This is a genomic window from Rhodovulum sp. FJ3, from assembly GCF_032918305.1.
GTDB lineage: Bacteria > Pseudomonadota > Alphaproteobacteria > Rhodobacterales > Rhodobacteraceae > SAT37.
Genome location: NZ_JAWJUU010000001.1, coordinates 674,416 through 694,993 on the forward strand (window position 1 = coordinate 674,416; position 20,578 = coordinate 694,993).

A 20,578-nucleotide genomic window follows, 5' to 3' on the forward strand; every position below is an offset into this window, starting at 1 on the left:
CATTGTTGCCGGATCAAACCGATAGGAATTTGGAAACTTTGGCTTCGTCGATGCCGTCGCGGGGGCTGTCGTGGACGATCTCGCCGTTCTCGATGACCAGAACGCGGTCCGCGACGTCGAGGGCAAAGCTGAGCACCTGTTCGGACACGATGATCGACAGGCCCTTTTGGTCGCGGATTTTGCGCAAGGTCCGCGCCATTTCGCGGATGATTGAGGGCTGAATACCCTCGGTCGGTTCATCCAGCAGCAGCACCTTGGGGTTGCTGGCCAAGGCGCGGGCGATGGCCAATTGTTGCTGTTGTCCCCCCGACAGGTTCCCGCCGCGGCGCGACTTCATCTCCAGAAGAACGGGGAACAGCTCATAGATATCGTCGGGCACCGTTTTGCTACCCGTGACGGTCAGGCCGGTTTCGACGTTTTCCTGTACGGTCATCGCCGAAAAGATCATCCGCCCCTGTGGCACATAGGCGATGCCCTTGGCGACGCGCTGATGCGATTTCAGACCCGTCACCGGATCATCGCCCACCGCGACCGAACCGGATTTTTCCGGCACGATCCCCATCAGGGTCTTCATCAGCGTGGTTTTCCCCATGCCGTTGCGCCCCATAATGGCGACGATTTCACCGGGTTTGACCTTTAGATCCAGCCCGTGCAGCACCTCGGATTCCCCATAGGCCGCGCGCAGATCAGTGACATCCAACATGATGGTTCTCCTTAATGGCCGAGGTAGACTTCGATGACTTTGGGGTCGTTCTGGACGCGTTCCATGGACCCCTCGGACAGGGTCTTGCCCTGATGCAGAACCGTGACGCGGGTCGCGATATCCTCGACAAAGCCCATGTCGTGTTCGATCACGATCACGCTGCGGTCTTGGATGATACGGTTCAGCAGTTCGGCGGTTTTCTTGCGCTCGGCCACCGACATGCCCGCGACCGGTTCATCCAGCATCAACAGTTCAGGGTCCTGGATCAGCAGCATCCCGATCTCTAACCACTGTTTCTGGCCGTGGCTGAGATAGGCCGCCTTTTCGTCCAGCTGATCGTCCAGAAAGATCGTCTCGGCGATCTCTTTGATGCGCGCCTTGACCTGATCGTCCCGCCGGAAGGTCAGCGCGCCAAAGACGCCGTGCCCCTTGGGATAGCTGAGTTCGAGGTTCTCAAAGACCGTCAAATCCTCGTAAACCGATGGCGTCTGGAACTTGCGCCCCACGCCTGCGTGGACGATCTGGTCCTCACGCATGTTCAGCAGTTCATGCCCCTCGAAGTTGACCGAGCCCGAGGTCGCCTTGGTCCGGCCACAGATCAGGTCCAGAACCGTGGTTTTCCCCGCCCCGTTCGGACCGATGATCACGCGGCATTCGTTGGGTTCGACATAAAAGCTGAGGTCGTTGACCGCCTTGAACCCGTCAAAGGACACCGTCAGCCCCTCAACCATCAGAACAAAGTTCGGATTGCTTGTAGACATCTTGTGCGCTCCTATTCCGCAGGGGTTTTCGCGCCCGCCATATCGGCGGCGGACTTGTTGAACAGGCGATTGATGCGGGGGGCGACGTGTTCGGCGTAAACACCGGCCAGACCGTTCGGGAACACCATCACAACGGCGATGAACAACGCCCCAAGGCCCAGCAGCCACAGTTCGGGGAAGCTCTCGGAGAAGGTCGTCTTGGCCCAGTTGACCAACAACGCGCCGTAAACCGCGCCAAGGATCGAAATCCGGCCACCCACGGCGCAGAAAATCACCATCTCGATGGAGGGCACGATCCCCACAAGGGTCGGCGACATGAACCCGACCTGCAAGGTGAACATCGCCCCGCCGATCCCTGCGAATGCAGCGCCTGCGCAGAAGACAAAGATCTTGAACGCAGCCACGTCATAGCCGGAAAAGCGCACGCGGTCCTCTTGGTCGCGCATGGCGATCAACAGGCGGCCCAGCTTGGATTTACGGATGAATTGCGCGGCGAACAGAACTACGAACAACATCACACCGTTGACGTAATAGAGGATCTCTTTGGCCTCATCCGTGCGGATGTCCCAGCCCTTGAGCGTGCGCAGGTCGGTGATCCCGTTGACCCCACCGGTATAGCCCTGCTGCCCGATGATCAGGATGGTCAGGATCGCGGCAAAGGCCTGCGTGATGATCGCGAAATAAACCCCGCCCACGCGGCGGCGGAACATCGCCACCCCGATGATAAAGGCAAAGAACACCGGCACGGCCACCACCGCAAACAACGCGAACGCAAGGCTGTGGAACGGTTCCCACCACGCGGGCAGCGCCGTCAACTGGTTCCAGTCCATGAAATCTGGAATGCCGGGCGTGGATTGGATCGACGTGTTTTCGGGCGTCGAGGCCTCCAGTTTCAGGAACATCGCCATGCAATAGCCGCCAAGGCCAAAGAAGACCCCCTGCCCGAGGCTGAGGATCCCCCCAGCCCCCCAGCACAGGACCAGACCGATCGCGACAAACGCATAGGTCAGGTATTTGCCGAACAGGTTCAGACGGAACGTATCCAGAGAGATCGGCAAGAGGACAAAGATGACCACGGCAAGGATCGCAAAGCCGACCATGTCCTGACGTGTCATGAACGAAGAGAAAGACCGTTTCATATCCAACTGCCCCCTTATTTACGCAGTTTCAGGGCAAACAGACCCTGCGGGCGCAGCATCAGGATGCCCACCACCGTCAGCAGGGTCAGAACCTTGGCCATCGAGCCGGACAAGAAGAATTCCATGATCGACTGGGCCTGACTGATGGAGAACGCGCTGGCGATGGTGCCAAGCAGGCTTGCCGCGCCGCCAAAGACGACCACAAGGAAGGTGTCCACGATATAGAGCTGGCCCGCGGTCGGACCCGTGGACCCGATCATCGTAAACGCGGACCCCGCAACACCGGCCACACCACAGCCGATCCCGAACGTCAGGCGGTCAGTCCATTCGGTGTTGATCCCGACGGCACCGGCCATCACGCGGTTCTGGTTGATCGCGCGCACCTGCCGCCCCCAGACCGAGCGGAACATCATATAATAGACCGCCATCGAAATCCCGACGGCCAGAACCATCACGAAAATCCCGTTGATCGGCACCTCGATCAGATCGGTGACGGGCAGCGACCCGATCATCCAGTCGGGGATCGTGACGCCCACCTCACGCGCGCCAAAGACGCTGCGGTAAATCTGTTGCAAAATCAGGCTCAGACCCCAGGTCGCCAACAACGTGTCGAGGGGCCGCTTGTAAAGATGCCGGATCATCGCCCATTCCACGAACAGGCCCAGCGCACCGGACGCCAGAAACGCCAATCCCATCGCGACAAAGAAATACATCCCGAACAGGGCCGGGATGTAGGCGGAAAAGAAATTCGACGTCAGATAGGTGACATAGGCACCAAGGATCATGAACTCGCCATGGGCCATGTTGATGACCCCCATCTGGCCAAAGATGATCGCCAAACCCAGCGCCATCAGGACGAAAACAGAAAACAGGATCAGGCCGGCGAACCCTTGCATCGCAAAGATCGCGCCCAGCTCGCCCATGGAATAGTCGGAAAACATCGGTGGACCTCCGAAGTCAGGCTGAGAAATGTGGCGAAATCAAAAGGGGACGGCCCGCGTGGAGCCCAAACAGGGGGCGGGCCGTCCAAAAGGCTTACTGATAGCCCTCGGGGAAGGGGTCCGGTTCTACCAGATCAGCCGTTTCGAACACGACTTCGTACTGACCATCCAACTTGGCCTTGCCTACGCGGGTCTTGGACCACAGGTGGTGGTTTTCGTGCACTTTGACGTAACCTTCGGGCGCAGAGGTCAGCTCGATCCCCGGCGTTGCGGCGCGGACCTTGTCCACATCGAACGAACCGGCCTTTTCAACGGCGGCCTTCCACAGCCACGGGCCCAGATAGGCGGCTTGGGTCACGTCACCGATCACCATGTCATCGCCCCACATTTCCTTGAACGCGGACACGAATTCGGCGTTGTTCTCGTTCTCCAGCGACTGGAAGTACTTCATGCAGGCATAGGCGCCTTCGATGTTCTCGCCGCCGATGCCGCGGATTTCGTCCTCGGTCACCGAGATGGTCAGAACGATGGGCGACTCTTTGGTCATGTCGATGCCCGCCGCCTTGAGCTGTTTGTAGAAGGCAACGTTCGAGCCACCCACAACGATCGCATAGATCACGTCGGGTTTCTTGAGGCGGATCTTGTTGATGACCGAGTTGAACTGGGTGTGGCCCAGCGGATAGTACTCTTCGCCCACGACCTTGGCACCGTCGAGGAAGTTCTCGATGTGCTTGCGCGCGATCTTGTTCGACGTACGCGGCCAGATGTAGTCCGACCCCAGCAGGTAGAAGCTCTTGGCGCCTTTTTCCTTGGCGACCCAATCCAGACCCGCGATGATCTGCTGGGTGGCTTCCTGACCGGTGTAGATGACGTTCGGGCTCTCTTCCAGGCCTTCATAGAAGGTCGGGTAGTAGAGGAAGCCGTTGTACTGTTCGAACACCGGCAGAACCGCCTTGCGGCTGGCCGAGGTCCAGCAGCCCATGACCGAGGCCACCTTGTCGTTCACCAACAGCTTCTTCGCCTTTTCCGCGAAAGTCGGCCAGTCGGACGCGCCATCCTCTTGGATATACTCGATTTTGCGACCCAGAATACCGCCTTGGGCGTTGATCTGTTCAATGGCCAGCTTTTCCGCCTGAACCGAACCGGTTTCGGAAATCGCCATGGTGCCCGTGACCGAGTGCAGGATACCGATGGTCACCGTATCGTCGGTGACGGCCAGACCCGTGGTGTTAACCGCCTCGGTCGGGAAGTCAGCAGCGCGCAGATGCTTGGGCGTAAACAGCGACGCGGTCAGAGCCGCACCACCAGCCAGAACCGCGCGGCGGCTGACCTGTGTGTTGGTAATGGATTTCGATTTGTCAGACATGACACCTCCTGAAGGTTTGATGAGATTTTGGGCAATTCTTCCGAGCCCGTTCTCCCAAATCATGTCCGCAAGTTGCTGCGCTGCAGTATACGTCGAATGACGTATGTAACTGCGCGTTTCTCCACCCCATAGTGATTTTCGGGACAGCGGCCGGTCATCTCGACAGCCGCATAGGGGGCGGTTTTCGCCCCTCAGGGGATATAGGCATTCTATGCTGGCTGGGACAAAAACCACGAAGGAGCGTCGGCGCTATAACCGTTGGGTGGCCGATGAAACCATGGAAGATTTCGCGCTGCGCTTTACCGCGCGGCGGGCGCGCAAATGGTCCTATGGACGCGTCGCCAATACCGCCATCGGGTCGATCTCGTTTCTGGCGCTTGAGGCCATCGGCGGTGCCCTGACCCTTGCCTATGGGTTCGATATCGCGGTGACGGCGATCATGCTTGTGGGGATCCTCCTGTTCCTGACGGGGTTGCCGATCAGCTATTACGCCGCCAAGTACGGGGTCGACATTGACCTGCTGACGCGGGGGGCGGGGTTTGGCTATATCGGATCGACGGTGACGTCCCTGATCTATGCCAGTTTCACCTTTATTTTCTTCGCACTCGAGGCCGCAATTCTGGCCCTCGCAATGGAGTTCTGTTTCGGGGTCCCCATGGTTCTGGGATACCTGATCAGCGCGGTCGTCGTGATCCCGATGGTGGCCAAGGGGTTCACCAAAATCTCGACGTTCCAGACATGGACCCAACCCCTGTGGGTGGTTCTGCACATCCTGCCCTTTGGCCTATTGGCGCTGGTCGGGTTCGACTTTGACATGTGGACCGGGTTTCCAGGCACCAAGCCCGAAGAGGTCCAAGCGCGCTCAACCCTACTGATGGTCGGCGCGGCGGCGGGGGTTGTGTTTTCCCTGATCGCGCAGATCGGCGAACAGGTGGATTTCCTGCGCTTTCTGCCCGAACCCAAAACCGCCGCGGACCGGCGCAAATGGTGGGCCGCTTTGTTGTCCGCCGGACCGGGGTGGTCGATTCTGGGCGTGCTCAAGATGCTGGCGGGGTCCTATCTGGTCACACTGGCCCTGCGCGAAGCGGTGCCGCTGGCCGCCGCGACCGACCCCACGCGGATGTATTTCACCGCCTTTGCCCAAGTCATCGACACCCAATGGATCGTCTTTGCCCTGACCGGCGTCTTCGTCATCCTGTCTCAGCTAAAGATCAACATCACCAACGCCTATGCGGGTTCTATCGCGTGGTCGAATTTCTTTTCCCGCCTGACGCACAGCCATCCGGGTCGTGTTGTGTGGTTGGTGTTCAACGTGGCGATTGCCCTGATCCTGATGGAACTGGGGGTGTTCACCGCCCTTGAAAGCATCCTAGCCCTCTATTCCCATGTCGCACTGTCGTGGATCGGGGCGTTGGTGGCCGATCTGGTGATCAACAAACCCCTCGGCCTCAGCCCCAAGGGAATCGAATTCCGCCGCGCGCATCTTTATGACGTGAACCCCGTCGGCATCGGATCGATGGTGGTTGCCTGTATCCTGTCGCTGTTGGCCTATACAGGGATCGGCGGGGATTTGGTCCATTCCCTGTCCTCGATCATCGCGCTGGGGACGGCCTTTGTGATGGCGCCCTTGATCGCGGTCGCAACCAAGGGCCGGTTCTATATCGCCCGCCCTGCCCCCAAACCAGGCCCGCCGCTGGGCCTGCAGGAATGTTGCGTTTGCGAATACCGGTTTGACGCCGAGGACATGACGCATTGCCCGTTCCACGCCGGCCCGATCTGTTCGCTGTGCTGTACGCTGGACAGCGCATGCCGCGATGATTGCAAGCCCGAGGCGCGGCTGGACCATCAACTGGCGTCCTTTATCCGCGACCGTTTCCCCGATCCCGTGGCCACCGCGTTGATGTCGCGCCTGTCGATGTTCCTGATCTTTACCACGGCTCTGGCGTTGGGCTTCGGGGGGTTGTTGTTGATCATCCGCAGCGTCCAGTCCCAGCCGAATTTCGACGGCCTTTTGACGATCATCTTCTGCACCATGCTCATCGTGATCGGGGTCTGCGTGTGGATGTTCATCCTTGCCACCGAGAGCCAGCGACAGGCCCGCGATGAGGCGAAACGCCAGACAGATAGCCTGTTGCGGGAGGTGCGCGCGCATGAACGCACCGACCGCGCCTTGCAAGAGGCCAAGGAAAAGGCCGAGGCCGCCAACCTTGCCAAAACGCGGTACATGAGCGGGCTCAGCCATGAGTTACGCACGCCGTTGAACGCGATCTACGGCTTTGCCCAGATTCTGGAAAAGGACCCGCGCATCCCTCTGGAACGTCGCAACGCGGTGACAACGATCCGCCGGTCGTCCGAACATCTGGCCGGTCTGATCGAGGGGCTGCTCGACATCTCGCGGATTGAGGCGGGCCGTCTGGAACTCAGCCGCGACCGCATCAACCTGCGTCTGTTCCTGCATCAGGTGGCTTCGATCTTTGAAGAAACCGCGCGCGAAAAGGGCATCGGGTTTGAGATCAAGACCCACGGCGCCCTGCCCGACTGGATCGCCTGTGACGAAAAACGTCTGCGTCAGATCATCATCAACCTGATGTCGAACGCGATCCGGTACACCGATCACGGGTCGGTGGTTCTGACCCTGAACTACCGCAATGAGGTCGCCGTGATCGAGGTCGCCGATACCGGTTGCGGCATCCCGCCCGAGGACATGAAACGCATCTGGCGTCCGTTTGAGCGTGGCCGGTCGGCGACGGCGGCGGGGTCGGGCCTTGGGCTGACGATCACGCGGTTGCTTGTGGAAATTCTGGGCGGCGAGATTGAGGCCGAGAGCACCCCGGGCCAAGGCAGCCTGTTTCGCGTGCGCATGATGTTGCCGTCCATCTCCCATGCCCATGTCGCCCCGCGCGACACCAAACGCAAGGCCGCCTCGGGCTATACCGGTCCGCGCCGCACGTTGATGGTGGTGGATGACGACCTGAACCATCTGTCGCTGGTCGATAGCTATCTGACCCCCATCGGATTCTCGGTCCTGCAGGCCCCGAATGGCGAAACCGCGTTGGAGATGCTGAACGACATCACGCCGGAATTGTTCATTCTGGACATCGACATGCCCGGCATGGACGGCTGGGAATTGGCCCAGCGCCTGCGCACGGGATTTCACGCCACAACGCCGATTGTCATGATTTCCGGCCATGCCTCGGATGCGCAAAAGCCTATGGCGCAATCGGTGCTGTGTGATGCGTTTATCGCCAAACCCTATAACCTTGATGACCTTCTGTTGCGCATCGGGGATTTGTTGAAAATCGACCTGACGATGGCACCGCACGCCGAACCCGAAGCCCCCGCCCCGCACCTGACCGAGGCCGACCGCGACGCCCTGATTGCGCTGGTCGATCTTGGCCATATCAAGGCCGTACGCGACCACCTCGACGTCCTCGAAAGGACAGGTCGCATATCCCCCGACCTGTGCATATCCCTACGCCGACGGGCCGATCAATTCGATCTTAGCGGTTTGAAAACACTCATAGAAAGGGCTGACCGTGAACCCGTTTGACCCAAACACGCACAACATCGCACTGGTCGTGGATGATAGCCCTGAATCGCTGGGCATGGTGTCCGCCGCGCTTGAGGATATCGGCATGACGGTCCTGATCGCGCGCGACGGCACGGCGGCGATTGACCTTGTGAACCGCGTTCAACCGGACGTCATTTTGATGGATGCGATGATGCCCGGGATCGACGGGTTTGAGACCACCCGCATTCTGAAATCCGCACCGCATTCGGTGGATGCACCCATCGTGTTCATGACCGGATTGACCGACAGCGACAGCATCATCAAGGGCCTGCGATCCGGCGGCGTGGATTACATTACCAAACCCGTCGATGTGGACGAGATGATCGCGCGTCTGACGGTGCATATGCTGAACAGTAAAATGGTGCGCAGCGTGCGTGAGGCGCTGGATACCTCCGGTCGCGCAGTTCTGGCGGTTGAGGACGACGGCGCCATCGCATGGGGCACGCCGCGCGCGTTGCAGATGATTGACGACAACGCCCTGCACACCGGATCGCGGGTGGTACGCGACTGGCTATCCCTTGCCCGCACACAGGCGGTGTCGCAGGTGCAATCCCTGACGGTTGGCGCGCTTCAGATGCATCTGGTCGGGCGCGCGTCCAGTGGCGAAATCCTGATCCGCCTCAGCGCGGCCACCAATGGCGAGGGCAAGGATCATCTGGCCCGCGAATTCAACCTGACCCAGCGCGAGGGCGAGGTCCTGTTCTGGCTGTCCCAGGGCAAGACCAACCGCGACATCGCCGAAATCCTGAACCTCAGCGCGCGCACGGTGAACAAGCACCTTGAACAAGTGTTTCAAAAACTGGGCGTGGACAACCGCACCTCGGCCGCCGTTCTGGCCGACCGCACCTTGGCCAGTTACAGATAGGCGCAGAAACGTGATCGCCGCCCCCTAGACGGGGCGCGGGTTTACAGTAGGGTGCGCGCATTCTGAACGAGTGTGATTATGCCCGATATTGAACTGCTTCCTCTGTCCAGCATCCCCAAACAAGAGATCGTCGATCTGATGAACATTCCCGATGTGGGGCGGTTGCTGCCGCTGCTGCGCGGCGGGTTCACCATGGAACAATGCGAGGCGTTTCTGGCCGCAAAACAGGCGATCTGGGACGAGGTCGGCTATGGCCCCTATGCGTTTCGCGTGGACGGGGTGTTTGCCGGTTGGGGCGGGTTGCAACCCGAACAGGGCGAGGCGGATTTCGCCCTGATCCTGCATCCCGATTTCTGGGGCTTGGGGCGTCAGATCTTTGCCGCCGTGCGCGACGATGCGTTTGGCTGTCTGAACCTGCCCGCTATGACGATCCTGTTTCCGCCGAACCGCAAGAACGCGCGCGCCATCACCCGCGCCGGATTTGTCGAAGACGGCACGGTCACCGTGGACGGCGCAACCTTCCGGCGGTTCCGCCTGACCAATCCCGCCACATAGGGCGTCTTTGGCCGCAACGGTCAAAACCCTGACGGGATCGGTCAATATTTAACGCTGCATTTCGGGGCATTTCAGGATCATCAACCTGAATGGAGACCCGAGATGACGACCCCCAAAATCCTGATCACCGGCGCAACCGGCAAAACCGGCAGCCGCATTTTGACCCGCCTCAGCGACATGAGCATCCCCGCCCGCGCCGCATCGCGCGGGTCTGACATCCCGTTCGACTGGGAGGCCCCTGAAACATGGCCCGCCGCATTGGACGGGATCGAAACGGTTTACGTCTCCTACTTCCCCGATCTCGCCGTGCCCGGTGCCGTCGACACGATCGCGGCCTTTTGTGACGCGGCCAAGGCCGCCGGTGTGCGCCACCTGATCCTGCTGTCGGGACGTGGTGAAACCCACGCTAAGGAATGCGAAGACCTCGTCCGTGAGAGTGGTCTGATCTACACCTTGCTGCGCTGCGCGTGGTTTTCGCAGAACTTTTCCGAAGGCTACCTGCGCGACCCGATGATGGCGGGCGTGATCGCCTTGCCCGCCGGTGACACCTGTGAGGCCTTGGTCGATGTCGAGGACATCGTTGATGTCGCCATCGCCGCCCTGACCGAAGAGGGGCATGAAAACCAGCTCTATGAAATCACCGGTCCGCGTCTGATGCATTTTGCGCAAGTGGCCGCCGAACTGTCGCGCGCCGCGAACCGTCCCGTGACCTATACCCCCCTAACGCTGGAACAGTTCCGCGCAGGCATGGCCGAGGCCGCCGGTCCCTTTATTGCCGACGTGATCACCCATGTGTGTTCTGAGGCGCTGGACGGGCGCAACGAATGGCTGGGCGACGGGGTACAGCGCGCCCTTGGCCGTGCGCCGCGCGATTTCGCCGATTTCTGCAACCATGCCGCCCGCATGGGCGTGTGGCGCGACGCGGCCTGAGGGGACATGCGATGACACTCTGGTTTTATATCCTGATCCATTTCACCCTGATCTCGGCCGCCGTTTTATGCGGGGTGTTCATGGCGTTTTCCGATTTCATCATGCGTGGCTTCGGAAATGCCACCCCCATCGCGGGGGCCGAGGCGATGCAGCAATTGAACATCACCGTCTACCGCTCGGTCTTTATGGTGCTGTTCTTTGCCACCGCCGTTGCGTCGCTTATACTGATTGCGACAGGCGCCCTGCATGCGTTTAACGGGCGCGGATTGGTGGTCGCCGCCGGTCTGATTTATCTGCTGTTCGGGTTCGGGGTGACGGCGGCGTTCAACGTGCCACTGAACACGACGCTGGAACAGCTTGGGATCGGCACAGACGCCGCAGGGGCCTATTTCCAAGAGACGTACCTGTCGCGCTGGACCGCGTGGAACTGGGTTCGGACGGTTGGATGCGGGACGACGGCGGTGTTGCTGTTAATCGTGCTGCCGGTTTTGGGCCGCACGGGACAGGTCCCCACCTGATCGCACCGCGGGGCAGACGATTTCGGTCGATCTGCCCCGCAGTTGCCGCTAATCAGGCAGGATGAGCACACCCGATCCCCTGACCCTGTTTCTGGTCGCCGCCCCCGGCCTTGAGCCTGCCCTGATCGCCGAGGCCAAGGCGCATGGCTTTGGCCCGCTGAAACCCATTTCCGGTGGCGTGGAATGCACGGGCGACTGGCCCGATGTGTGGCGCGCGAACCTGATGCTGCGCACCGCGACGCGGGTGTTGGTGCGGATCGGTGAATTCCGCGCCTTTCACCTTGCACAGCTCGACAAGCGCGCGCGCAAGTTTCCGTGGGGCGATGTGCTGCGCGCCGATCAACCGATCCGCGTTGAGGTCAGCACGAACCGGAAGTCCAAGATCTATCATGCGGGCGCCGCCACCCAACGGATCGAACGCGCGATCACAGAAACCCTTGGCGCGCCGGTTTCGCCGGACGCGAAGATCGCGCTGAAGGTCCGGATCGACGACAACCTGTGCACGTTCAGCGTGGATAGCTCGGGCGAGAGCCTGCACAAACGCGGGCACAAGGTCGCCCTGAACAAGGCCCCGATGCGCGAAACACTGGCCGCCGCGTTCCTGTACCAAGCGGGGTATCGCGGCGAAGAACCCGTTCTGGACCCGATGTGCGGATCGGGCACGTTCGTGATCGAGGCCGCCGAGATCGCCCGCGCCCTGCCCCCCGGACGGACGCGGGACTTCGCGTTTGAACATCTGGCGACCTTTGATGCCGAGGCATGGGCCCAAATGCGCGTCGATTGGGCCGCGCGGGACGTGACAGACGGGATCGTGTTTCGCGGATCGGACCGCGACGCGGGCGCAATCACCATGGCCACCGACAACGCCGAGCGCGCGGGCGTGGCCGATCTGACCGCGTTTCACCACGCCGCGATCAGTGATCTGGAGCGTCCTGATGGCCCACCCGGATTGATCATCGTGAACCCGCCCTATGGCGAACGGATCGGCAATAAAAAGGCGCTGTTTGGCCTTTATGCCGCGATGGGCGCGGCGTTTCGCGAACGGTTTGCCGGTTGGCGTGTGGGGATCGTCACCACCGATGCGGCCCTTGCCCGCGCGACCGAATTGCCCCTGTTGCCCCCCGGTCCGCCGGTGCCCCATGGCGGGCTAAAGGTTCGGCTGTTTCTGACCAAGCCCCTGCCCTAACCGCCACGGGGCTTGTCACCCCGCCCGTCCCCGCGCTATCCCAAGGCCAGAGTTCACAACCAGATCGGATCGTCGCCGGTGTTTTTGTATCGGTTCCTGTTGTCTTTGGCGGCCCCGCTTTTTGCCCTGCGCCTGTGGCGCGACGGGGCGGACACGCGGCGTGAACGCCTTGGCGGGCATGGCCCGGACCGCATCACCCAGCATCAACGCCTGTGGATCCACGCCGCATCGAACGGCGAACTGACCTCGGCACGGCCGTTGATTGAGGCGCTGTTGAACGCGGATGCGCGTCTGGATCTGGTGATCACCTGCAATTCCGAGACGGGCAAAGAGTTGGCGCGCGGTTGGCACCTGCCCCGCACAGATATCCGCAGCGCGCCGTTGGACTACCGATGGGTCCTGCGACGGTTCATGGCGAACTGGTCTCCCGATGCCTTGGTCGTTGTCGAAAATGAGCTGTGGCCGAACCGCATGGCGATGATGCACGGATCGGGGCGCGCGGTGATGATCGTGTCCGCGCGTTTGTCTGAGCGCAGCGCCAAGATGTGGAACCGCCTGCCCGCCCTGCGCGATCAGGTCCTGAGCGCAATTTCGTTGATCAGCGCGCAGGACAACGCCACCCGCGACCGGTTCCTGACCCTTGGCGCCGCGCCGGAAACGGTGGGCCGCGTGGTGAACCTGAAACTGCGCGCGGGTCCCGCCGTCACTGCGCCCGAGGACGCGGCGGCGATGCGCGCGGCCTTTCCGCCGGGCAAGGTGTTTCTGGCCGCCTCGACCCATGAGGGCGAGGATGGCGCGATCCTGCTCGGGTTTGAACGCGCATTGGCCCAAGACCCCGATCTGCGGCTGATTTTGGCCCCGCGCCACCCGCGTCGCGCGCCCGAGATCATCAAACAGATCACCCGCATGCGCCTGCCCTTTGCCGCCCGGTCCCAAGGTCAATCGCCGCGCAACGCCGCCGTTTATCTGGCCGATACGCTGGGGGAAATGGCGCTGTGGTACGGGTTGGCGGATTGGGTGTTTGTGGGCGGATCGCTGGTCGACAAGGGCGGGCATACGCCGTTCGAACCGGCACAGTTCGGCTGTGCGATCCTGCACGGGCCGCATCTGTCGAACTTTGCCGAAGGGTACAACGCGTTGATGGGTGCGGATGCCTCGGTCATGGTGCAGTCTGCCGATGACATCGCCCGCGCCCTGCACGAACTGGATCAACCGACCCGCGCCGCAATGGCCGCACGCGCAAACGCCGCGATTGCAGGGATGACGCAGGGCGATACACTTGCCCCGCTGCTGCGCGATATAGGGCGGCTGACGGGGAACAGCTCCCTGACCTAGGGCACATCGCGGGCGCGCAAGGTCGCCACGTCGCGCCGGATGTCGTCACGGATCGCCCCGTTTCGCGGTAAATCGCGCAGGGTGGTTTTCATATGTGGCAGGACAGGGCGCGATTTCGGGGAGCCCGCCCATGTCAGCGCACCCAGCACATCGCGCGCCGGATCAGGAATGTCGATCGGGACCTCATACCCGTTCAACGCCCCCCAAACTCCGGCCCATAGGCGCCCGACCGACCACGGGTTATACCCGCCCCCGCCAAGGACCAGATAGCGCGACGCGATCCCCATCAGGGCGCGTACAATCGCCCAATGCGCGTTGTTGGACAGGGACAGGCGGGACAGGGGATCCTCTTCGACCGCATCGGCCCCGCATTGCAGGATAACCGCATCGGGACGAAACGCAGTCACAACCGGCAGGATCAGATGATCGCGGATATAGGCCATCTCATCGTCATTCAGCCCCCGCGCCACCGGTAGATTAAAGCAATTCCCGCCCCCTTCATCGCCCAGCGCACCGGTAAAGGGCCAGCGTCGCGCCTCATGCACCGACACCAACAGCGCCTCCATATCACCGGCAAAGCCGTGCTCGACCCCGTCGCAATGATGCGCGTCGATGTCGATATAGGCGATCCGCCGCACACCCGAACGGCGCAGCGACAGCATCCCCAAAACCGGATCGTTCAGATAGCAAAACCCGTTGGCACGGTCGGGCATCCCGTGATGCGTGCCCCCCGCCGGATGGTAGATCACCCCGCCATGCGCCAACAGTTCCCCGGCAAGCAGCGATCCCCCCGCCCCCGTCGCCGGACGGCGGTACATCTCGGGGAAGACAGGGTTGGAATGGGTGCCGATATTGAACCGCGTTCGCGTCTCGGAATCGACCTCTAGCGCGGCCTCGGCGGCCTGCAACGCGGCGATGTAATCGGGATCGTGCCAGAGGGTCAGGGCGGCGGGCTTGGCACGCGGGCAATTGCGGTATTGATCCGGTCCCAGCCACCCCATCGCGCGCGACAGATCGGTTGCTGTACTGACCCGCGGAATGCGCAGCGGATGCCATTCCCCATAGGTCGAGGCGCGAAACACCTCGCCCCCGAAAAAGAGCGGTCGGTCGATCAGCGGGCCAGTTCGGCCTCGATCCGGCGTGTGATCTTGGGGGCTTCGGGTTTGGTCATCGATCCCCATGTGGCGACAATATCCCCATCGGCCCCGATCAGAACCTTGTTGAAATTCCAGCGCGGCACGAACCCGTCTTGGTCGGCCAGCCATTGATAGAACGGATGCGCCTGATCGCCCCGCACATGCAGGATATCGGTCATCGGCATGCTCAAGCCATAGGTGATTTCACAAAATTCCTTGACCGCCTCGGCATCATCCAACTCTTGCCGGAAATCATCGGACGGCACGGCCAGAACGACCAACCCTTGCGCGCCATAGGTGTCATGCAGCGCCTGCAGGCCCTCGTATTGCGGGGTGAACCCGCATTGGGATGCGGTGTTCACGACCAGAACCGGCTGACCGGCCCAATCGGACATCTGATGCGTACCGCCGTCGATATTGGGAAACTCGAACGACAGATCGGCATAGGCCGGCGCGGCCATCACAAGTGCGGCAAGGGCAACAATCACGGGGCGCATGGGCGTTCCTTTCGACGGGTTACGTATCGAGCTATTGCGCCACCCCGCAACGTCAAGCCAATTGTCATTCGCCGCGAAATCCTTATGTACTATCTGACCACCAACACATGGGACCACGATGATCCGGTTTGCACTTAAATGCAGTCAGGGCCACAGCTTTGACAGTTGGTTCAAATCAAACGACGCCTATGACAGTCTCAAGGCGGCGGGCATGGTTGCCTGTGCCGTCTGCGGCGATGCTTCTGTCGAAAAGGACCTGATGGCACCGACCCTGTCCAAGGGCGCCAAGGTCCCCGCACGCCCCGCATCCGCCCCCGTACCAGACGCGGCGCCCAGCCTTTCCGCCCCCGCCTCACCCGCCGAACAGGCGCTGGCCGAGCTGCGCAAAAAGGTTGAGGAAAATTCGGATTATGTCGGCGCAAAATTCACCGAAGAGGCACGGCGCATTCACAATGGTGACACAGCCGAGCGCTCTATCTATGGCGAGGCCACGGCCAAAGACGCCAAGGAATTGATCGAGGACGGTATTCCCGTCGTTCCCTTGCCGTTCATGCCGGGGCGCAAAACCAACTGAGGAGCCCAAGATGACCATCCTGATTACCGGCGCCAATCGCGGCATCGGCCTTGCCCTTGCCCAAGAACAAATCGCACGCGGGGAAACGGTCATCGGAACCTACCGCACCTCACACCCCCAGATCGCGGGGATTGAGTGGCAGCGCCTGTCGATCACAGAACCGGCCAGCCACCACGCCCTGTCCCATACCCTGTCGGGGCGGGTGATCGACACGGTCGTGTGCAACGCCGGTGTGTATCTGGACGCGGGCAGCACCCTGAACGGGGGCCTGACCGCCGATATCTGGGCGGATACCTTTGCCACGAATGTGACGGGTGTGTTTCTGACGGTTGAGGCGGTCATGGCCAACCTGCGCCAATCGGACACTCCCAAGATCGCGCTGATCTCGTCACAAATGGCGTCGCATGAACGCGCGCCGGGACGGTCCTATGCCTATCGCGCGTCCAAGGCGGCGGTTCTGAACCTCGGGCGCAATATGGCAACCGATCTGCGCGCCCAAGGCATTGCCGTGGGCATCTTCGATCCCGGCTGGGTTGTGACGGATATGGGCGGACAGAACGCCGAAATCACCGTCACCGATTCCGCGCGCGGGCTGTCGGATCGGCTGAATTCACTGTCAATTGACACCACTGGGACGTTTTTGCAGTGGAATGGACAGCCTCAGGCCTATTAACCCACTTGCCCTTGGCGCGCATGTGACCTAGGAAACAGCCCGATTAAACGGGCGAGAGGCACCATGCCCCTTTTGGTAATGAAATTCGGCGGAACATCCGTCGGCGATCTGGATCGGATCAAAAACGCGGCCCAAAAGGTCAAGCGTGAGGTCGAGCGCGGCTATGACGTCATCGTCATCGTGTCGGCCATGTCCGGTAAAACGAATGAACTGGTCGGTTGGGTCGAGCAGACCTCGCCGCTGTTCGACGCGCGCGAATACGATGCCGTGGTCAGCTCGGGTGAGAACGTCACCGCGGGTCTGATGGCACTGACGCTGCAGGAAATGGACATCCCCGCCCGCAGTTGGCAGGGCTGGCAGGTGCCGCTGAAAACCACCAGCGCCCATTCCGCCGCACGTATCGAAAGCATCCCGCGTGACAATCTGGACGCCAAGTTTGGCGAAGGGATGCGCGTTGCCGTGATCGCCGGTTTCCAAGGCATCAGCCCCGAGGGCCGCATCACCACGCTTGGCCGTGGGGGCAGTGACACGACCGCCGTGGCCTTTGCCGCCGCGTTCGATGCCGAGCGTTGCGACATCTACACGGACGTCGACGGCGTCTATACGACCGACCCGCGCATTTCGGACAAGGCCCGCAAGCTGGACCGGATCGCGTTTGAGGAAATGCTGGAACTGGCCTCGCTGGGCGCCAAAGTTCTGCAAACCCGCTCAGTCGAGCTGGCCATGCGCTATAAGGTGAAACTGCGCGTGCTCTCCAGCTTTGAAGACACTGACGAAAATTCTGGTACGCTCGTCTGCGACGAGGAGGATATTGTGGAACAGAACGTTGTCTCCGGCGTCGCCTATCAGCGCGACGAAGCCAAAATGACCCTGATCTCGGTCGCTGACCGTCCCGGCATTGCCGCCGCGATCTTTGGCCCGCTGGCCGAGGCCGGTGTGAACGTCGATATGATCGTCCAAAACATCAGCGAAGAGGGTCGCACCGACATGACCTTCTCCTGCCCTGTCAATCAGGTCGCCCGCGCAAGCGAGGCCCTGACCAAGGCCAAGGACGAGGGTTCGATCAACTTCCACGATCTGGTTGCGGACACGGATGTCGCCAAGGTGTCGGTCGTTGGCATCGGTATGCGCAGCCACGCCGGCGTCGCCTCGCAGATGTTCGAGGCCCTGTCGCGCGAAAACGTCAACATCCGTGTCATCACCACGTCCGAGATCAAAATCTCGGTCCTGATCGACCGCAAATACATGGAACTGGCGGTGCAGGCCCTGCACGACACCTTCGGTCTGGAAAAGGCCTGATCCACAGCGGATCACCGGATTTGGAAACGCGGGCCTTCGGGTCCGCGTTTTTGTTTTTCGGTGCTTTTTTCGGCATTTGCAAATCTCGCAAGCCTTTGCAAATGCAGAAACCTTTCGCCTTTGCAGAAATTTCCTGACGTAAACTCGACTTTCGTCGGCAGTATTGCGCTATCACGGACATAGGTGCTTGATTTGCCCTATCGCTTGCCTTCATTTCTGCACTAAAGACGTATCGCACCCGCCACCAAGGCGGGAAACGAAAACGGGGACGGATGGCACATAGCCTAGAAAGCGAAAGCCGCAAACTGCTTGGGCGGCTCAAGGAAACGCTGGCTGAAGACAGCGCCGGTCAGGAACGCCTTGACCGGATTACGCATATTATTGCGGATTCCATGCGCACCGAGGTGTGTTCGATCTATCTGTTCCGCGACGCCGAAACTCTGGAACTGTGCGCGACCGAGGGCCTGAAACCCGAGGCGGTCCATATCACCCGCATGCGCATTGGTGAGGGTCTGGTCGGGCGCGTCGCGAAATTTTCCCGCGCGATCAACACCGGCAACGCCCCCGCCGAAAAAGGGTTCCGGTACATGCCGGAAACGGGCGAGGAAATCTATTCCAGCTTCCTAGGCGTTCCCATCCAACGTCTCGGCGAACGCATGGGTGTTCTGGTTGTCCAGTCCAAAGAGGCGCGCCAGTTTTCCGACGATGAACTCTACGCGCTAGAGGTCGTCGCGATGGTTCTGGCCGAGATGACAGAACTGGGCGCGTTTGTGGGTGAGGAATCCGGCCTGTCCGCCCTCCACCAACGCCCCGAACTGTTCCGCGGTACCAGCGGCCAAGAGGGCGTCGCCGCCGGTCACGTCTGGCTGCATGAACCGCGCGTGGTGGTGACGAACCCCGTGGCCGATGACCCCGCCGCCGAAAAGACACGCCTGCAAGAGGCCGTTGATCAGCTGCGCGTCTCGGTCGACGAGATGCTGAGCATCGCCAGCACCAGCGACACCGAACAGTTGCAGGTGCTAGAGGCCTATCGCATGTTCGCCAATTCCCGCGGCTGGATGCGCCGTATGGAAGAGGACATCGATCGCGGCCTAAGTGCCGAGGCCGCCGTCGAAAAAGAACAATCCGTCGCGCGCTCGCGCCTACAGACGGTGCCGGACGCCTATCTGCGCGAACGTCTGCAGGATCTCGATGATCTGTCCAACCGGTTGCTGCGCATCCTGACGGGTCAGGGGAATGAAACCGGCGCCGAGATGCCCGAGGACCCGATCCTGATCGCGCGCAACATCGGTCCCGGTGAATTGCTGTCCTATGGGCGGAAACTGGCGGGGATCGTGCTTGAAGAGGGCTCGGTCGGGTCGCACGCCGCGATTGTTGCGCGGGCGCTGGCCATTCCGTTGGTGATCCACTGTAAACGCATCACGACCGAGGCCCTGAACGGCGACAAGATTTTGGTCGATGGCGAACAGGGCGTCGTGCATCTGCGCCCCGATGAGCAGGTGCAAAAGGCGTTCATGGACAAGATCGCCATGCAGGCCGAGGCGCAGGAACGCTATGCCTCGATCCGCGATGTGCCTGCGACGACCAAATGCGGCACGACGATCAGCCTGCACATGAACGCGGGCCTGATGGCCGATCTGCCCAGCCTCGAAAGTTCGGGGGCCGAGGGCGTTGGCCTGTTCCGCACGGAACTGCAGTTCCTGATCCGCAACAAGGTCCCGCGCCGCGCCGAATTGGCCGCGCTCTATGGTCGTGTGATGGACGCCGCACAGGGTAAGCGCGTGGCATTTCGCACGTTGGACATCGGGTCGGACAAGGTCCTGCCATATATGAAGCCGAACGACGAACCGAACCCCGCCTTGGGCTGGCGCGCGATCCGCGTGGGTCTGGACAAATCGGGCGTTCTGCGGATGCAGCTTCAGGCGCTGATCCGTGGTGCGGGGGGGCGTCCGTTGACGGTGATGTTCCCGTTTGTGGCCCAGTTCGACGAATTCAAAACCGCCCGCGAGTACCTCCTGCGCGAGTTGGACCGCGAAGAAAAGCTGGGCCATACCCTGCCCAGCAGCGTGGAAATCGGTGCCATGCTGGAAACGCCCAGCCTTGCCTTTGCGCCGCGTCAATTCTTTGAAATGGCGGACTTTATTTCCATCGGCGGTAATGATCTAAAGCAGTTCTTTTTTGCCGCCGACCGTGAAAACGAACGGGTGCGGCGGCGGTATGATACCCTTAACGTCAGTTTCCTGACCTTTATCGAACAGATCGCCAACCGCTGTGACGACACGGATACCCCGGTGTCCTTTTGTGGTGAGGACGCGGGCCGTCCGGTTGAGGCGCTGTGCTTTGCCGCGATGGGTCTGCGCAGTCTGTCGATGCGCCCTGCCTCGGTTGGCCCGATCAAGAGCCTGTTGCGCAGTGTCGATTTGACCGAAGTGCGCGGTGTGATCGACGAATCCATTGCCAATGGCGATCAATCGGTGCGCCCGTCGGTTCTGGATTACCTCGCGCGACAGGGCTGGGCGTTCTGATCCC

Annotated in this window: 18 protein-coding genes; 11 read left to right on the top strand and 7 right to left on the bottom strand. The window is 61.2% G+C overall.

The window, feature by feature from the left end; translation table 11 throughout:
* Positions 1-13: 13 nt before the first annotated feature.
* From urtE to urtA, 5 genes are all read right to left on the bottom strand, one after another.
* The gene (urtE, locus tag R1W00_RS03440) at positions 14-703 is read right to left on the bottom strand and encodes an urea ABC transporter ATP-binding subunit UrtE (protein WP_317261315.1); all 690 of its coding nucleotides are present in this window, start codon (positions 701-703) and stop codon (positions 14-16) included.
* 11 nt (positions 704-714) lie between these two features.
* The gene (gene urtD, locus R1W00_RS03445) at positions 715-1,464 is read right to left on the bottom strand and encodes an urea ABC transporter ATP-binding protein UrtD (protein WP_317261316.1); all 750 of its coding nucleotides are present in this window, start codon (positions 1,462-1,464) and stop codon (positions 715-717) included.
* Between the two features lie 11 nt (positions 1,465-1,475).
* Positions 1,476-2,603 (bottom strand): urea ABC transporter permease subunit UrtC, encoded by a 1,128-nt coding sequence (urtC, locus tag R1W00_RS03450; RefSeq protein WP_317261317.1) that lies wholly within the window; start codon positions 2,601-2,603, stop codon positions 1,476-1,478.
* 14 nt (positions 2,604-2,617) lie between these two features.
* Positions 2,618-3,544: an urea ABC transporter permease subunit UrtB gene (gene urtB, locus R1W00_RS03455; RefSeq protein WP_317261318.1), complete on the bottom strand. Its 927-nt coding sequence runs from the start codon at positions 3,542-3,544 to the stop codon at positions 2,618-2,620.
* Positions 3,545-3,638: 94 nt separating this feature from the next.
* Positions 3,639-4,910, bottom strand: a complete 1,272-nt coding sequence (urtA, locus tag R1W00_RS03460; protein WP_317261319.1) for an urea ABC transporter substrate-binding protein — start codon at positions 4,908-4,910, stop codon at positions 3,639-3,641.
* A 211-nt stretch (positions 4,911-5,121) separates the two neighbouring features.
* On the opposite strand from urtA, the gene R1W00_RS03465 reads away from it, so the two are divergent.
* The 7 genes from R1W00_RS03465 (at position 5,122) to R1W00_RS03495 (ending at position 13,870) form a co-directional block, all read left to right on the top strand.
* On the top strand, positions 5,122-8,460 hold the full coding sequence (locus tag R1W00_RS03465) for an ATP-binding protein (protein ID WP_317261320.1): 3,339 nt from the start codon (positions 5,122-5,124) through the stop codon (positions 8,458-8,460).
* Positions 8,447-9,346 (top strand): DNA-binding response regulator, encoded by a 900-nt coding sequence (locus R1W00_RS03470; protein WP_317261321.1) that lies wholly within the window; start codon positions 8,447-8,449, stop codon positions 9,344-9,346. Before R1W00_RS03465 ends, R1W00_RS03470 begins: the two co-directional genes overlap by 14 nt.
* A gap of 78 nt (positions 9,347-9,424) precedes the next feature.
* Positions 9,425-9,901, top strand: coding sequence for a GNAT family protein (locus R1W00_RS03475; protein ID WP_317261322.1), 477 nt, complete (start codon positions 9,425-9,427; stop codon positions 9,899-9,901).
* Positions 9,902-10,003: 102 nt separating this feature from the next.
* Positions 10,004-10,831: an NmrA family NAD(P)-binding protein gene (locus R1W00_RS03480; protein WP_317261323.1), complete on the top strand. Its 828-nt coding sequence runs from the start codon at positions 10,004-10,006 to the stop codon at positions 10,829-10,831.
* An 11-nt stretch (positions 10,832-10,842) separates the two neighbouring features.
* A complete protein-coding gene (locus tag R1W00_RS03485) occupies positions 10,843-11,349 on the top strand; it encodes a DUF1772 domain-containing protein (protein ID WP_317261324.1) in 507 nt (168 codons plus the stop codon).
* A gap of 61 nt (positions 11,350-11,410) precedes the next feature.
* Positions 11,411-12,535 carry a class I SAM-dependent RNA methyltransferase gene (locus R1W00_RS03490; RefSeq protein ID WP_317261325.1) on the top strand — a complete coding sequence of 375 codons (1,125 nt, stop codon included), beginning with the start codon at positions 11,411-11,413 and terminating at the stop codon, positions 12,533-12,535.
* 78 nt (positions 12,536-12,613) lie between these two features.
* Positions 12,614-13,870: a 3-deoxy-D-manno-octulosonic acid transferase gene (locus tag R1W00_RS03495; RefSeq protein WP_317261326.1), complete on the top strand. Its 1,257-nt coding sequence runs from the start codon at positions 12,614-12,616 to the stop codon at positions 13,868-13,870.
* On the opposite strand, the gene R1W00_RS03500 is transcribed toward R1W00_RS03495, so the two are convergent.
* A complete protein-coding gene (locus R1W00_RS03500) occupies positions 13,867-15,051 on the bottom strand; it encodes an acetoin utilization protein AcuC (protein ID WP_317261327.1) in 1,185 nt (394 codons plus the stop codon). The two genes, R1W00_RS03495 and R1W00_RS03500, sit on opposite strands and share 4 nt — an antisense overlap.
* On the bottom strand, positions 14,982-15,503 hold the full coding sequence (locus R1W00_RS03505; RefSeq protein ID WP_317261328.1) for a glutathione peroxidase: 522 nt from the start codon (positions 15,501-15,503) through the stop codon (positions 14,982-14,984). Before R1W00_RS03505 ends, R1W00_RS03500 begins: the two co-directional genes overlap by 70 nt.
* A gap of 118 nt (positions 15,504-15,621) precedes the next feature.
* On the opposite strand from R1W00_RS03505, the gene R1W00_RS03510 reads away from it, so the two are divergent.
* The 4 genes from R1W00_RS03510 to ptsP all read left to right on the top strand — a co-directional run bounded on the left by R1W00_RS03510 (position 15,622) and on the right by ptsP (position 20,574).
* Entirely contained in the window at positions 15,622-16,077 is a 456-nt protein-coding gene (locus R1W00_RS03510) for a DUF1178 family protein (protein WP_317261329.1), read from the top strand.
* Between the two features lie 10 nt (positions 16,078-16,087).
* The gene (locus tag R1W00_RS03515) at positions 16,088-16,750 is read left to right on the top strand and encodes an SDR family NAD(P)-dependent oxidoreductase (protein ID WP_317261330.1); all 663 of its coding nucleotides are present in this window, start codon (positions 16,088-16,090) and stop codon (positions 16,748-16,750) included.
* Positions 16,751-16,813: 63 nt separating this feature from the next.
* Entirely contained in the window at positions 16,814-18,049 is a 1,236-nt protein-coding gene (locus R1W00_RS03520) for an aspartate kinase (protein WP_317261331.1), read from the top strand.
* Positions 18,050-18,321: 272 nt separating this feature from the next.
* Positions 18,322-20,574, top strand: coding sequence for a phosphoenolpyruvate--protein phosphotransferase (gene ptsP, locus R1W00_RS03525; protein ID WP_317261332.1), 2,253 nt, complete (start codon positions 18,322-18,324; stop codon positions 20,572-20,574).
* Positions 20,575-20,578 lie beyond the last annotated feature (4 nt).

Excerpts from the sequence above, each read along its gene's own strand:
- R1W00_RS03520 (WP_317261331.1), top strand. The coding sequence starts at position 16,814 with ATGCCCCTTTTGGTAATGAAATTCGGCGGAACATCCGTCGGCGATCTG.
- R1W00_RS03480 (WP_317261323.1), top strand. The coding sequence starts at position 10,004 with ATGACGACCCCCAAAATCCTGATCACCGGCGCAACCGGCAAAACCGGC.
- R1W00_RS03500 (WP_317261327.1), bottom strand. The coding sequence starts at position 15,051 with ATGGGGATCGATGACCAAACCCGAAGCCCCCAAGATCACACGCCGGAT.
- urtB (WP_317261318.1), bottom strand. The coding sequence starts at position 3,544 with ATGTTTTCCGACTATTCCATGGGCGAGCTGGGCGCGATCTTTGCGATG.
- R1W00_RS03475 (WP_317261322.1), top strand. The coding sequence starts at position 9,425 with ATGCCCGATATTGAACTGCTTCCTCTGTCCAGCATCCCCAAACAAGAG.
- R1W00_RS03490 (WP_317261325.1), top strand. The coding sequence starts at position 11,411 with ATGAGCACACCCGATCCCCTGACCCTGTTTCTGGTCGCCGCCCCCGGC.
- urtE (WP_317261315.1), bottom strand. The coding sequence starts at position 703 with ATGTTGGATGTCACTGATCTGCGCGCGGCCTATGGGGAATCCGAGGTG.
- urtD (WP_317261316.1), bottom strand. The coding sequence starts at position 1,464 with ATGTCTACAAGCAATCCGAACTTTGTTCTGATGGTTGAGGGGCTGACG.
- R1W00_RS03465 (WP_317261320.1), top strand. The coding sequence starts at position 5,122 with ATGCTGGCTGGGACAAAAACCACGAAGGAGCGTCGGCGCTATAACCGT.
- urtA (WP_317261319.1), bottom strand. The coding sequence starts at position 4,910 with ATGTCTGACAAATCGAAATCCATTACCAACACACAGGTCAGCCGCCGC.
- ptsP (WP_317261332.1), top strand. The coding sequence starts at position 18,322 with ATGGCACATAGCCTAGAAAGCGAAAGCCGCAAACTGCTTGGGCGGCTC.
- urtC (WP_317261317.1), bottom strand. The coding sequence starts at position 2,603 with ATGAAACGGTCTTTCTCTTCGTTCATGACACGTCAGGACATGGTCGGC.
- R1W00_RS03485 (WP_317261324.1), top strand. The coding sequence starts at position 10,843 with ATGACACTCTGGTTTTATATCCTGATCCATTTCACCCTGATCTCGGCC.
- R1W00_RS03515 (WP_317261330.1), top strand. The coding sequence starts at position 16,088 with ATGACCATCCTGATTACCGGCGCCAATCGCGGCATCGGCCTTGCCCTT.
- R1W00_RS03505 (WP_317261328.1), bottom strand. The coding sequence starts at position 15,503 with ATGCGCCCCGTGATTGTTGCCCTTGCCGCACTTGTGATGGCCGCGCCG.
- R1W00_RS03510 (WP_317261329.1), top strand. The coding sequence starts at position 15,622 with ATGATCCGGTTTGCACTTAAATGCAGTCAGGGCCACAGCTTTGACAGT.